This is a genomic window from Klebsiella sp. PK01, from assembly GCF_057624675.1.
In genome coordinates, this window is record NZ_JBYEZM010000001.1 from 606,699 (window position 1) to 619,058 (window position 12,360).

The window sequence follows — 12,360 nt, forward strand, 5'->3', positions numbered from 1 at the left end:
ACCGAAACCAGGCCGAATCTGCTTTTTAAGCGTAATACAGAGGACAGAATTTGCCGCCAGCTTACGCAGGCGGCATCATATCAAGCCAGTTTTATCAATACCATGCCGGCTACCAGCAGCACGACGCCAACCCAGCCTTTATGGTTAAGGCGTTGTCCAAAGAGGATCCAACCGGCGGCGATAGTCGCCGCGATCCCAAACCCTCCCCACAACGCATAAGCGACGGAAAGATCGATACCTTTTACCGCCTGCGAAAGAGCGCTAAAAGCCCCTAACACCGCCGCCAGCGACAGGATACCGTAGATTTTACGACGAAAACCGTCGGAAAATTTCAGAAATACGTTCGCGGTAATTTCCAGTACGATAGCCAGCGCCAGCCAGGCGCCGTGAATCCACTCAAACTGTTGCATGAGCTGTCTCCTCACGCTGTTTCACCGCTTTCTTTGTGCCGGACTTAATCAGCACAATACCCGCGACCAGCGTTGCCAGCCCGGCCAGTTTTACGATAGACAGGCTTTCATCGAACAGCAGCACGCTAAATACGGTAATCAACAGAATACCGATACCTTCCCATAGCGCATACGCCACACCGAGAGCAATCTTTTTAACGGCGAAGGCCAGGAAAATATATGAAAGCGCAATCATTGCCAGCATTAAAATATAGCCCGTATGACCGCCGCTGACGCTTGCCCATTTCATAGACAGCGTGCCGGTTATTTCAGCAACGATAGCTAAGGCTAATAAAATCCAATAAAACATAATCCCTTCTCCTGCTTGAGAATACAATCCATGACGGCTTACGAAGGTAAACCGAAAAAATTCTGACGTAGTTTTAGCCGTGCGCGGTGCGCCAGCTCAGGCAGAGAGAATGGGACTATAGCGCGGAGCGCCAGTGCTGTTCGCCAGCAAATCGGGAAAGGATGAAAGGTAATGCGTGATGAGTCGAAAAATAAAAGCTGAACTGATTGTTCATAAAATTACAATTATCCGCGGTGTTGCTTCTCGTCATTGCGGAAAAAAATTGTCCTCGGTAGTTAAACACAAGTAAATTTGTACCATAGTGTTAATATTAACTCAAAGTCTTTGCAATTCTTTACGTCTAAGGCGCGATTTCAATTAGTATTTTCTCAAACTGATCTCCATCATAAACGTGTATAGCAAAGTCGCTATGATCAAGGACGTTTTCATCTTTACCGTAAGGAACCCAATGGCCAAACCCATCATCACCCTTAATGGACTCAAGATCGTCATCATGCTGGGCATGTTGGTTATCATCCTTACGGGCATCCGTTTTGCCGCCGACATTATCGTCCCCTTTATCTTAGCGCTGTTCCTTGCGGTGGTGATCAATCCGCTGGTCCAGCTGATGGTGCGCTGTCGGGTGCCCCGGGTGCTGGCGATTTCGCTACTGGTGGGCGCTATCGTCCTGCTGGCGGTGGTACTGCTGGCGTCGCTTGGCACCTCGCTTAACGAACTGGCGCGCACTCTGCCACAATACCGCACGTCGCTGGCCGAACCGCTAAAAACGGTCACGCCATGGCTACAGCGCTTTGGTTTTACCGTCTCCGCCATTGAGCTGAATAAGTATATCGATCCCAACGCGGTGATGACGCTGGTTACCAGCCTGTTGACCCAGTTGTCGAATGCGATGTCGTCCATTTTTCTGTTGCTGCTCACCGTAGTATTTATGCTGTTGGAAGTGCCGCAACTGCCCGCCAAGCTCCAGCAGCTGATGTCGCGGCCGGTTGAGGGGATGGGCGCCATTCAGCGGGCGATTGATAGCGTGTCCCACTATCTGGTGCTGAAAACCGCGATAAGCCTGGTCACCGGACTGGTGGTCTGGGGTATGCTGGCGCTGTTGGACGTCCGTTTCGCCTTTATGTGGGGGTTGCTGGCTTTTGCGCTGAACTACATTCCCAATATCGGTTCGGTATTGGCAGCCATCCCGCCGATTTTGCAGGTAATGGTATTTGGCGGCCTGTATGAGGCGCTGATCGTCACTGCCGGTTACCTTATTATCAACCTGGTGTTCGGCAATATTCTCGAACCGCGCATTATGGGCCGCGGACTGGGGCTCTCCACGCTGGTGGTATTTCTGTCGTTAATATTCTGGGGTTGGTTGCTTGGCCCGGTCGGCATGCTGCTGTCGGTGCCGTTGACCATCATTGTGAAAATCGCCCTTGAGCAAACCAACGGCGGGCAGAGTATTGCTTTCTTACTCAGCGACTTAAGTAAAGAATAACCGGCAATCTGGCTGGCCTATCCGCCAGCCTTCCCCTCCTTTCATCTTTTCCGCTTAGACCGTTACTCCTTTTTTATTATTGATCCCCATCACAAATGGGCATATCCAATCATTACTCTAAAGCTAACGATTAGCCGGCGTGCTTAATTGATGCGCAGCGCTGCGCATCGCACACTAACTTCCACCAGGACAAACGAAACGATTTGTCGAATCAGGAGGTTAACAATGAATGCTGAACAAACGACGGGACGGGTCTGGAACCGTCGCCGGACGGAAAAACAGCGGCGGCTGGCCGAAACGAAGATTGCCGGCAAAGTCATCCCCACTGACCAACTGGTCAGCGTACTGGAAAATCTGCTCGCCCCTGGCGACCGGGTAGTACTGGAAGGTAACAACCAGAAGCAGGCTGATTTCCTCTCCCGCATGCTCGCCGAGGTCAATCCGCAGAAAATCCACGACCTGCATATGATTATGCCAAGCGTCGGGCGCAGCGAGCATCTGGACCTGTTTGAAAAAGGCATTGCCCGTAAACTGGATTTCTCTTTCTCCGGCACGCAAAGCCTGCGCATCTCGCAACTGCTGGAAGATGGTCTGCTCGAAATCGGCGCCATCCACACCTATATCGAACTCTACTCCCGCCTGTATGTCGATCTGTCGCCAAACGTCGCGCTGATCGCCGGCTATAAAGCTGACCGTAAAGGCAACCTGTATACCGGACCGAGTACCGAAGATACCCCGGCGCTGGTTGAAGCCGCCGCCTTCCACGACGGCATTGTGATAGCCCAGGTCAACGAACTGGTGGACGACGAATGCGATCTGCCGCGCGTCGATATCCCCGGCTCGTGGATCGATTACGTGGTGGTCGCCGACAAACCGTTCTTTATTGAACCGCTGTTCACCCGCGACCCGCGTCTGATTAAGCAAGAACACATTCTGATGGCGATGATGGCGATTAAAGGCATCTACGCGGAGCATCAGGTGCAGTCGCTTAACCACGGTATCGGCTTTAATACCGCCGCCATCGAGTTGCTACTGCCCACCTACGGCGAACAGCTCGGCCTGAAAGGCAAAATCTGTAAACACTGGACGCTGAACCCGCACCCTACCTTAATCCCGGCCATCGAGAGCGGCTGGGTGGAGAGCGTGCACTGCTTCGGCGGCGAACTGGGGATGGAAGAGTACATCCGCGCCCGCCCGGATATCTTCTTTACCGGCCCGGACGGGTCGATGCGTTCTAACCGCGCCTTCTGCCAGCTGGCAGGTCAGTACGCGGTAGATATGTTTATCGGTTCGACCCTGCAGGTTGATGGTCTGGCCAACTCCTCCACCGTCACCCGCGGCCGCCTTTCCGGCTTCGGCGGGGCGCCGAACATGGGCCACGACCCGCACGGTCGCCGCCACGCCACCCCGGCCTGGCTCAATATGATCACTGAACCAGACCCGATGCAGCGCGGTAAAAAACTGGTGGTGCAGATGGTCGAAACCTTCCAGGCCGGCGTGAAACCGACCTTCGTTGAAACGCTCGATGCGGTCGAGGTCGCCAAAACTTCCGGCATGCCGCTGGCGCCGGTGATGATTTACGGCGATGACGTGACCCACGTGCTGACCGAAGAGGGTATCGCTTACCTGTACCGGGCGGAGAGCCTTGAAGAGCGCCGGGCGATGGTCGCCGCGGTGGCCGGGATCACCGATATTGGCCTCGGTGTAGATGCCAAACGCGTCGCCGCGCTGCGCCAGAGCGGCAAGGTCATCTACCCGGAAGATATCGGCATTCGCCGCAGCGATGCCACCCGCTCGCTACTGGCCGCCGGCAGCGTCGCCGACCTAGTGGAATGGTCCGACGGACTGTACAACCCACCGGCAAAATTCCGGAGCTGGTAATGAAAAAACTCTCCCCTCTACACGCAGAAAGCCGCGTCAGCTGGCTGGCGCATACCGCCAGCGCCTGTCTGATTGACGAAGCCCGTCTGAGCCCGAAACCGGGTCTGGTCGATAGTCGCGGCAACGGCGCGCATCAGGATCTCAATCTGGACCTGATGGAACGCTCCGCCCGCAGCCTACAGCCGACGTTTCATGCGCTAGCGCAGCAAAGCTGGCAGCGTCCGGCGGATATCGCCCTGCGCGAAACCGTCGGCCGCCTCGGTCGCAAAGGTGAAGCGCAGATGATGATGGCGACGGATGGAGTTAACACCCACCGCGGCGCTATCTGGGCGCTGGGCCTGCTGGTCAGCGCGGTGGCGATGTTGGGTGGAGAGGGTCAATCACAGGCGATCGCCGCCGCTGCCGCCTCCCTCGCCCGCCTGCCTGACGGCTTCGCGCCGAAAAGCTTTAGTAAAGGGCTGCGCGCCAGCCGTCGCTGGCAGGTACCGGGGGCACGCGAGGAAGCGCAGCGCGGATTTCCGCATGTTACCGCCCTGGCGCTGCCGCAACTGCAGCAAAGCCGGGCGCGAGGCGCCAGCGAGCAGCAGGCGCGCCTCGACGCGCTGATGGCCATCATGACCTCGCTGAGCGATACCTGCGTGCTGTCGCGGGCCGGCATGAACGGCCTGGAAGCCATGCAGCAAGGCGCCCGTGAGGTTCTGGCGGCTGGCGGTTGCGCCAGCGTCGCCGGTCGCGCCGCGCTGGCGCGCCTCGATGCGCAGATGCTGGCGCAAAACGCCTCGCCGGGTGGCGCGGCCGATCTCCTTGCCGCCACCCTGTTTCTCGACCGGGTTTCCGGCTAACGCATTCAGAGGATGTTATGGAACAGATTACATTGTCATTTCCTGCCAACCGCGCCCTCAGCGGCAAAGCATTGGCAGGGGTCGTAGGTTCAGGCGATATGGAAGTGCTTTATACCGCCGCACAGGGCGCCACGCTCAACGTACAAATCACCACCTCAGTGGATAACAGCCAGGCGCGCTGGCAGGCGCTGTTCGACAGGTTGAACCTGATCAACGGTCTGCCCGCCGGGCAGTTGATTATCCACGACTTCGGCGCCACGCCGGGCGTCGCCCGTATTCGTATTGAACAAGTATTTGAGGAGGCTGCTCATGCGTAACGATCGCAGCTTTATTGAACTGCGCGCTCGCGAACGCGCCCACGCCCTGCTGGACGACGGCAGCTACCGCGAACTGCTGGATCCGTTTGAAGGCATTATGTCGCCGTGGCTCGGCGCGCAGGGCATCGTCCCGCAGTCCGACGACGGTATGGTGGTCGCCAAAGGCACGATCAACGGCCAACCTGCGGTGGTAATTGCCATCGAAGGCACCTTCCAGGGCGGCAGCATGGGCGAAGTCTCCGGCGCCAAAATGGCCGCCGCGCTGGAGCTGGCGGCGGAAGATAACCGCAACGGTATCCCGACGCAGGCGGTACTGTGCCTCGAAACCGGCGGCGTACGTCTGCAGGAGGCCAACCTCGGTCTGGCCGCCATCGCCGATATTCATGCCGCGATTGTCGACCTGCGCCGCTACACCCCGGTGGTCGGCATTATTACCGGTACCGTCGGCTGCTTCGGCGGCATGTCCATCGCCGCGGCGCTGTGCAGCTACCTTATCGTCACCCGTGAAGCCCGTCTCGGCCTCAACGGCCCGCAGGTTATCGAGCAGGAAGCCGGTATTGAGGAGTACGACTCCCGTAACCGTCCGTTTATCTGGAGCATGACCGGCGGCGAAATTCGCGCCGCCAGCGGCTTGGTCGACGCGCTGGTTAACGATGGCGTTAACGCCGTTAAAACCGCAATGAATGAGGCGATCGCCAAAGGCGTGCCGGCACAACACCGCAGCGACAACTATGACGATTATCTGCGTCGCTTGAGCCAATTCGATACCCGCCAGCAGGCGGATACCGCGCAGATTAAACAGCTTTTTGCCCGGGAGGATAAATAATGAGTCAGTTCCCAAACCGCGCCGCGCTATGGCTGAACAAACTGGCGCCCAACGCGCCGCTGATGAGCGGGTTATGCGCCTCTGTTCAGGTTGCAGATGGCCAGATTGATGGCGAAAACGTCCGCTTTATCGCCGTGGTACCTGACGCCAACAACCACTACCCGCGCGCCGCCGGCGGCGAAGTCGGCCTGCTGGAAGGCTGGACGCTGGCGAAAGTGGTCAACGAAACCATCGCCGCCGACGCCGATCGGCCTGTCAAACGGCCGATCGTCGCGGTAATTGATGTCCCGAGCCAGGCCTATGGCCGCCGCGAAGAAGCCTTTGGCATCCACCAGGCCCTGGCCGGGGCGGCAGGCGCCTACGCCAAAGCCCGTCTTGCCGGCCACCCGGTGATTGGCCTGATTGTCGGAAAAGCGATGTCCGGGGCGTTTCTGGCCCACGGCTATCAGGCCAACCGCCTGATCGCCTTTAACGATAGCGGCGTGCTGGTTCACGCGATGGGTAAAGAATCGGCGGCGCGTATTACGCTGCGTACCGTAGAAGCGCTGGAGAAACTGGCGGCGACGATCCCGCCGATGGCCTACGACGTCAGCAACTACGCTACGCTCGGCCTGCTCTCCGCCCTGCTCGATATCAACCATCCGGATGCGCCAGACGAAGGCGATCTGTCGCTGGTCAGCCGTACCCTGCGCGACGCCATCGCTGACGCGCGCACCGATACCTCACTGAAGTGCCGCCTGGGCGCGGAAAACCGCCGCAGCTCACAACTGGTTCGCGATCGCATGCGCGCCAGCTGGTAAGACGTTCGTACGTAAGTAGTAGAAGAAAACCTGCCGGAAGCAGTCTCCCGGAGCGCGGAATAAACGCTCCGGGAAGGGACGGCTTTTAGAAAAAATAACAATCGCGCCAGTACTCTATTTTATTTACAGGTGATTTATGACTTATGTGATTATTCATGCTCTCGCGCCCATTTTCGTCATTATGCTGCTGGGTTTCTGGGCCGGAAAGGCCGGGATGGTAGATAACAAAAACGTCTCGCTGCTTAATATTTTTGTAATGGATTTTGCCTTACCCGCCACGCTGTTTAGCGCGACGGTACAAACGCCGTGGGCCGGTATCGTCGCCCAGTCGCCGCTGGTGCTGGTGCTGACCGGCGCGATGTGGATCACCTATGCCGCAATCTACTTCCTCGCCACCAGCGTGTTCAAACGCACGCCGCAGGATGCCGCGGTGCTGACCCTCACCGTCGCCCTGCCAAACTATGCCGCGCTGGGTCTGCCGATCCTCGGCAGCGTGCTGGGTGAAGGCGCGTCAACCTCGCTGTCGGTGGCGGTTTCTATCGCCTGCGGCTCGGTGCTGATGACCCCGTTCTGCCTGCTGATTCTGGAGCGTGAAAAAGCCCGCGCCGCGGGTGAAAACAGCGGTTCTACGCTGGCGATGCTGCCGGTGCTGATGTGGCGTTCGGTGAAAAAACCGATCGTCTGGGGCCCGCTGCTTGGGGTGGTGCTTTCTGCTATCGGCATTAAAATGCCGGACCTGCTGCTGGCGTCGATCAAACCGCTGGGCCTGGCCGCCACCGCCGCCGCGCTGTTCCTCACCGGGGTGATCCTGTCGGCACGTAAACTGCAGCTCAATGCGCTGATCGCTACCTCAACCATCGTGAAACTGCTGGTGCAGCCGTTTATTGCCTGGGGTCTGGTGATGTTACTTGGTCTGCACGGCTCTATCGCCATTACCGCGATCCTGATGATTGCGCTGGCCGCCGGCTTCTTCGGCGTGGTCTTCGGCAACCGCTTCGGCGTGCAGTCTCCGGATGCTGAAGCCGTGCTGCTGTTAAGCTCGGTTCTGTGTATCCTGTCGCTACCGCTGTTTATCTCTTTGACTTCAGGACTGTAAACCATGTCATCAACGCCGCGTCCCCACGATTTAGTTTGGTTAAACCACGCCAGCGCCCTGGAAGCTATTGCCGAGCCGTGGGTGGCTCAGCAGTGGCGAGCCGCGCTGCCGGTGGTGGTGAGGCGCGACGTTGACGACCAGACCCGCATCCCGGTTGGAGTGCGGGGCATGAAGCGCGAGCAGCGCGCCGCCGGCTGGGTACAGGCGCACAATATCGTGCGCAGCGTCACCCCGGAGATGCTTGTCGAGCGCGAAGCATTACTCTGCTCGCCGTTTGTCTCGCAGCCGCCGGTCCAGGCGGCTATCGCCCTCACCTTACACCGCTGGCCCTGGGGCTGGGGCGTCACCGGCAGTACCGGCTACGCGCTGGCAACCGAAATCCCGGTGCTGCATGCGGCAAGCGATCTGGATCTGCTGATCCGCGCGCCGCAGCCGCTGGACCGCGAGGCCTTGCTGGAATGGCAGGCCCGGGTGGCCCAACTACCGTGCCGCGCCGATACCCAGGTAGAAACACCCTACGGCGCCTTCGCCCTTAATGAGTGGCTGCGCGATGGCCGCGCGCTGCTGAAAACATCCCGCGGCGCGCGCTTAACCGCGACGCCGTGGCACAGGGAGGAATGATGAAGATTTTATTTACGTTTCCCGGTCAGGGCGGTCAGCGCCCCGCGATGCTGGCGGCAATCCCCGATCGCGAGGCTATCCTCTCCCAGGCGCGCGCCGTGCTGGGGGATGAAGTCGATACTCTCGATAGCGCCGATGCGCTAAAGCATACCCGTGCGGTCCAGCTTTGTCTGCTGATCGCCGGGGTGGCCTGGGCGCGCGAGCTACAGCGTCAGGGCGTGGATCCGCAGATGGTCAGCGGTCTGTCCATCGGCGCGTTTCCGGCTGCTGTGATTGCCGGCGCACTCGATTTCGCCAGCGCGCTGCGGCTGGTGGCGCTGCGCGGCGATTTAATGGAGCAGGCTTATCCCGAAGGTTACGGGCTGACGGCGATTATGGGGCTGACACGCCCGCGGATTGAGGCGCTGATGCAGGGCCACGAGGTGTATCTCGCCAACCTGAACGCCGAAACGCAGATCGTGATCGCCGGGCGTGATGACGCCATGGCCGAGGTGGCGCAGCTGGCGCTGCAGGCTGGCGCCAGTAAAGCCCAACGGCTGGCGGTCAGCGTGCCGTCGCACTGCGCGCTGTTGGCTAAACCGGCCGTCGCCCTCGCAAAAGCCTTCGCCGAGGTCACCTTAACGCGCCCTCAGCGCGCCTATTTAAGCGGCTCGACGGCGCGCGTGCTGTGGGATCCGCAGCGGATCGCCGACGATCTGGCGATGAACATGGCGCGCACCGTACATTGGCAGGAGGCGATGATCGCCGCCGATGAACGCGACGCGAGACTGGCAATCGAGATGCCGCCCGGCGGCGTGCTCACCTGCCTGACCCGCCAGGCAGGCTGGCGCGGCGAGACCATTGCGCTGGAGCGCAGCGGCGTAGACGTCGCCCGCCATCTTGCAAAGCGGCTTAGCGATTAATGCTGCGGGCGTACATGCGCCCTTCCGCCGCCAGCGCCAGCAGGTCGGCATCGCGCTCGCGATGGTGTGAATAGACGATAGAGATCAGCTGGCGCATCTGATAGGGTTCCGCCAGCTTTAACAGCTGCACATCGTTTTCATAGACTTTCTTCATGCGCCCCGGCAGCAGCGCGAAGCCGACGCCCGCCTGCACCAGGCTTATCATCGAAAAGATATCATTCACCCTGGTCACAATTTCCGGCTCAAAACCGGCTACCTGAAAAGCCTCCTGAAACCCGGCATAAGTCGCAAACCCTTCCGCCAGCGAGACAAACTTGCGATCGGCGTAATCGCGCAGGTCGGCGAGCTGCGAGGTATCCAGCTGTTCCGTCGCCGGCGCGGCGAGGAAGATATCATCTTCAAACAGCGGCACCACGTCGAAGGCCGAATTATTGTACTCGCCTTCATTGGTGGCGATTAAAATAGCGTCAAGGGCATCGTCTTCCAGCATATCCAGCAGCATCTGGTTGGAGCCCATCGTCAGATCCAGTTCAAGCTCCGGGCGACGCAGCTTCATCCCCATAATGATGCGCGGAACGGTTTCCAGCGTCAGCGAATAGAGAGTACCAATGCGCAACCGCCCCTGACCAACGCCGGCGACTTTGCGCGTCGCCTCAAGCCCGCGACTCATCAGACTCATCACATCCTGGCAGTATTCGAGCAGCGTCCACGCCGCCTGCAGCGGCAGCAGGTTACGCCCTTTGTGGACAAACAGCGGGCAGCCGACCCCCTCTTCGAGCGTATGCAGCGCGCGGTGAACGCTAACGCTGCTGAGCTTCATGGCTTCGGCGGTTCTGGCGATATTGCCCTTCGCCATAAACATCATAAAGACCGACAGCTTGCGGAAGGTGATCTCCTGGTTGATATCGTCTTTCATAGCCCTTCCACACTCCTGGTTTAATTTTCTGTTTCAATTCAAACCAGTATATCTTTTATGAGGCCAAAGTTGCAGGCAGCGCGCGGCGTCAGCCGGTAAATAACGCAAAAAAGGGAAGACCATGGTCTTCCCTTTTATTCACTGCCTGGATGCGTCGTTACAGCGCCATATCGTGCTGCGGCGAGGCTTCGCGCGGCGTCTCTGCCGGTTTGGCGGTCGCGGTCGGCGCGGACTCTGGCATCTGAATGACCGGAGGCTTGGTCAGTTGCAGCGCCGCGGCGGTGTCATCCCAAACCTGCTGGGTCAGGGCCACGTTGCCGTTTAACTTCTCGCCGTAGCTCGGCACGATAGCGCGAATGCGGCTCTGCCATTCCGGCGAGTTAAACCGCTGCGGGAACATCTGCTTGAGAACGTTCAGGGTGATCGGCGCGGCGGTGGAAGCACCTGGCGATGCGCCGAGCAGCGCAGAAATCGTTTTCTGCTGATCGACCACCACTTCGGTACCGAGCTTCAGAACGCCGCCCTTCTCCGCGTCTTTTTTGATGATCTGCACGCGCTGACCGGCCTGAATCAGTTTCCAGTCTTCTTTGCGCGCGTTCGGGTAGTACTCTTTCAGCGCCGCAAAGCGGTCATCATCGCTGAGCATAACCTGGCTAATCAGGTACTTCACCAGATCGAAGTTGTCGAGGCCAACGTGGGTCATCGGCAGTACGTTGCTGGTGGTGGTGGTGCTCAGCAGATCGAAGAACGAACCGTTTTTCAGGAACTTGGTGGAGAAGGTGGCGAATGGTCCGAACAGCACCACGCGCTTACCATCGAGGTAACGAGCATCCAGGTGCGGTACCGACATCGGCGGCGCGCCAACCGAGGCCTGACCATAGACTTTCTGCTGGTGCAGTTTAGTCAGCTCCGGGTTTTCGGTCATCAGGAACGAGCCGCCTACCGGGAAGCCCGCATAGTTGTCCGCTTCCGGAATGCCGGTTTTCTGCAGCAGCTTCAGCGCGCCGCCGCCGGCGCCGATGAAGACATATTTGGCGTCGATAGCCTGCTCTTCACCGCTCTTCACGTTCTTAATCGTCACGTGCCAGGAGTTGTCGGCATTGCGTTTGAAATCGGTGACTTCAGAAGAGGTCTGCAGCGAGAAATTGCTGCTCTTTTTCAGGCTGCCGATCAGCTGACGGGTGATTTCACCGTAGTTCACGTCGGTACCGACCGGCGTCCAGGTGGCGGCCACTTTTTGCTGCGGATCGCGTCCTTCCATGACCAACGGCGCCCACTGTTTAATTTGCGCGTGATCGGTGGAGAATTTCATTCCCTGGAATAAGGTAGTCTGCTGCAGCGCGTTATAACGCTTTTGCAGATAATCCACATTATCGCCCCACACGAAACTCATATGCGGCGTGGAATTAATAAACGAGTGCGGGTCGTGCAAAATACCGCGTTTGACCTGCGCCGACCAGAACTGGCGCGAAATCATAAACTGTTCATTGATATCCAGCGCTTTGCTGACATCAATAGAACCGTCTGCACGCTGCGGCGTGTAGTTCAGTTCCATATTTGCCGAGTGACCGGTACCGGCGTTATTCCAGCCGTTAGAGGACTCCAGCGCGACGCCGTCGAGTTTCTCCACCATCACCTGTTTCCACTCCGGCTGCAGTTCCTGCAGCCAGGTGCCCAGCGAAGCGCTCATGATGCCGCCGCCGATCAGCAGAAAATCAGTTTTTTTCGAGGTATCGCCATTCGCGTAGGTCGCCGTACTGACGAACATCGCTAATGCGGTCATAGATATAATCGTTTTTTTAATTGCAGGCATAATAGAAATATCGCGTAGCAAAAGTGTAATAAGAGCCGTCATATTAACGCACTTTTACTTTATTTTAAAATATCATTTACACTTCGATATTTTAATGCAAACAG

General features: G+C 58.4%; 14 protein-coding genes. 9 read left to right on the forward strand and 5 right to left on the reverse strand.

Translation table 11 applies throughout. From position 1 onward, the window contains the following. Positions 1-80 precede the first annotated feature (80 nt). The 3 genes from mdtI to AC22LX_RS02945 all read right to left on the reverse strand — a co-directional run bounded on the left by mdtI (position 81) and on the right by AC22LX_RS02945 (position 1,009). Positions 81-410 (reverse strand): multidrug/spermidine efflux SMR transporter subunit MdtI, encoded by a 330-nt coding sequence (gene mdtI / locus AC22LX_RS02935; protein ID WP_045392324.1) that lies wholly within the window; start codon positions 408-410, stop codon positions 81-83. Next, entirely contained in the window at positions 397-759 is a 363-nt protein-coding gene (gene mdtJ / locus AC22LX_RS02940) for a multidrug/spermidine efflux SMR transporter subunit MdtJ (protein WP_021463805.1), read from the reverse strand. Before mdtJ ends, mdtI begins: the two co-directional genes overlap by 14 nt. 115 nt (positions 760-874) lie before the next feature. Further along, positions 875-1,009, reverse strand: a complete 135-nt coding sequence (locus AC22LX_RS02945; protein WP_474995037.1) for a protein YdgV — start codon at positions 1,007-1,009, stop codon at positions 875-877. A 198-nt stretch (positions 1,010-1,207) separates the two neighbouring features. Between AC22LX_RS02945 and AC22LX_RS02950 the strand changes: the two genes are divergently transcribed. The 9 genes from AC22LX_RS02950 (at position 1,208) to mdcH (ending at position 9,527) form a co-directional block, all read left to right on the forward strand. Beyond that, on the forward strand, positions 1,208-2,242 hold the full coding sequence (locus AC22LX_RS02950; protein WP_015366785.1) for an AI-2E family transporter: 1,035 nt from the start codon (positions 1,208-1,210) through the stop codon (positions 2,240-2,242). Positions 2,243-2,467: 225 nt separating this feature from the next. After that, positions 2,468-4,123 carry a malonate decarboxylase subunit alpha gene (gene mdcA / locus AC22LX_RS02955; protein ID WP_049060955.1) on the forward strand — a complete coding sequence of 552 codons (1,656 nt, stop codon included), beginning with the start codon at positions 2,468-2,470 and terminating at the stop codon, positions 4,121-4,123. After that, complete coding sequence (locus AC22LX_RS02960) at positions 4,123-4,965, forward strand: triphosphoribosyl-dephospho-CoA synthase (protein WP_049060956.1); 843 nt, start codon at positions 4,123-4,125, stop codon at positions 4,963-4,965. Before mdcA ends, AC22LX_RS02960 begins: the two co-directional genes overlap by 1 nt. Positions 4,966-4,982: 17 nt before the next feature. Continuing rightward, positions 4,983-5,282 carry a malonate decarboxylase acyl carrier protein gene (gene mdcC, locus AC22LX_RS02965; protein ID WP_008805033.1) on the forward strand — a complete coding sequence of 100 codons (300 nt, stop codon included), beginning with the start codon at positions 4,983-4,985 and terminating at the stop codon, positions 5,280-5,282. Then, on the forward strand, positions 5,275-6,108 hold the full coding sequence (locus AC22LX_RS02970; RefSeq protein WP_012541866.1) for a biotin-independent malonate decarboxylase subunit beta: 834 nt from the start codon (positions 5,275-5,277) through the stop codon (positions 6,106-6,108). The genes mdcC and AC22LX_RS02970 overlap by 8 nt, the downstream gene beginning before the upstream one ends. After that, complete coding sequence (gene mdcE / locus AC22LX_RS02975) at positions 6,108-6,908, forward strand: biotin-independent malonate decarboxylase subunit gamma (protein ID WP_063447891.1); 801 nt, start codon at positions 6,108-6,110, stop codon at positions 6,906-6,908. Before AC22LX_RS02970 ends, mdcE begins: the two co-directional genes overlap by 1 nt. Positions 6,909-7,044: 136 nt before the next feature. Then, positions 7,045-8,004, forward strand: a complete 960-nt coding sequence (locus tag AC22LX_RS02980; protein WP_004148291.1) for an AEC family transporter — start codon at positions 7,045-7,047, stop codon at positions 8,002-8,004. A gap of 3 nt (positions 8,005-8,007) precedes the next feature. After that, entirely contained in the window at positions 8,008-8,625 is a 618-nt protein-coding gene (locus tag AC22LX_RS02985; RefSeq protein WP_045392337.1) for a malonate decarboxylase holo-ACP synthase, read from the forward strand. Continuing rightward, complete coding sequence (gene mdcH, locus AC22LX_RS02990) at positions 8,625-9,527, forward strand: malonate decarboxylase subunit epsilon (protein ID WP_042892381.1); 903 nt, start codon at positions 8,625-8,627, stop codon at positions 9,525-9,527. The genes AC22LX_RS02985 and mdcH overlap by 1 nt, the downstream gene beginning before the upstream one ends. On the opposite strand, the gene AC22LX_RS02995 is transcribed toward mdcH, so the two are convergent. Together AC22LX_RS02995 and mqo are read right to left on the reverse strand one after the other, a co-directional pair. After that, positions 9,517-10,443, reverse strand: coding sequence for a LysR family transcriptional regulator (locus AC22LX_RS02995; protein WP_045392340.1), 927 nt, complete (start codon positions 10,441-10,443; stop codon positions 9,517-9,519). The genes mdcH and AC22LX_RS02995 overlap by 11 nt on opposite strands. Positions 10,444-10,600: 157 nt before the next feature. Next, the gene (gene mqo, locus AC22LX_RS03000; protein WP_045392556.1) at positions 10,601-12,256 is read right to left on the reverse strand and encodes a malate dehydrogenase (quinone); all 1,656 of its coding nucleotides are present in this window, start codon (positions 12,254-12,256) and stop codon (positions 10,601-10,603) included. Positions 12,257-12,360 lie beyond the last annotated feature (104 nt).

Bases quoted from the DNA above. Each gene is read 5' to 3' on its own strand.
- mdtI (WP_045392324.1), bottom strand. From the start codon at position 410: ATGCAACAGTTTGAGTGGATTCACGGCGCCTGGCTGGCGCTGGCTATC.
- mdtJ (WP_021463805.1), bottom strand. From the start codon at position 759: ATGTTTTATTGGATTTTATTAGCCTTAGCTATCGTTGCTGAAATAACC.
- AC22LX_RS02945 (WP_474995037.1), bottom strand. From the start codon at position 1,009: ATGACGAGAAGCAACACCGCGGATAATTGTAATTTTATGAACAATCAG.
- AC22LX_RS02950 (WP_015366785.1), top strand. From the start codon at position 1,208: ATGGCCAAACCCATCATCACCCTTAATGGACTCAAGATCGTCATCATG.
- mdcA (WP_049060955.1), top strand. From the start codon at position 2,468: ATGAATGCTGAACAAACGACGGGACGGGTCTGGAACCGTCGCCGGACG.
- AC22LX_RS02960 (WP_049060956.1), top strand. From the start codon at position 4,123: ATGAAAAAACTCTCCCCTCTACACGCAGAAAGCCGCGTCAGCTGGCTG.
- mdcC (WP_008805033.1), top strand. From the start codon at position 4,983: ATGGAACAGATTACATTGTCATTTCCTGCCAACCGCGCCCTCAGCGGC.
- AC22LX_RS02970 (WP_012541866.1), top strand. From the start codon at position 5,275: ATGCGTAACGATCGCAGCTTTATTGAACTGCGCGCTCGCGAACGCGCC.
- mdcE (WP_063447891.1), top strand. From the start codon at position 6,108: ATGAGTCAGTTCCCAAACCGCGCCGCGCTATGGCTGAACAAACTGGCG.
- AC22LX_RS02980 (WP_004148291.1), top strand. From the start codon at position 7,045: ATGACTTATGTGATTATTCATGCTCTCGCGCCCATTTTCGTCATTATG.
- AC22LX_RS02985 (WP_045392337.1), top strand. From the start codon at position 8,008: ATGTCATCAACGCCGCGTCCCCACGATTTAGTTTGGTTAAACCACGCC.
- mdcH (WP_042892381.1), top strand. From the start codon at position 8,625: ATGAAGATTTTATTTACGTTTCCCGGTCAGGGCGGTCAGCGCCCCGCG.
- AC22LX_RS02995 (WP_045392340.1), bottom strand. From the start codon at position 10,443: ATGAAAGACGATATCAACCAGGAGATCACCTTCCGCAAGCTGTCGGTC.
- mqo (WP_045392556.1), bottom strand. From the start codon at position 12,256: ATGCCTGCAATTAAAAAAACGATTATATCTATGACCGCATTAGCGATG.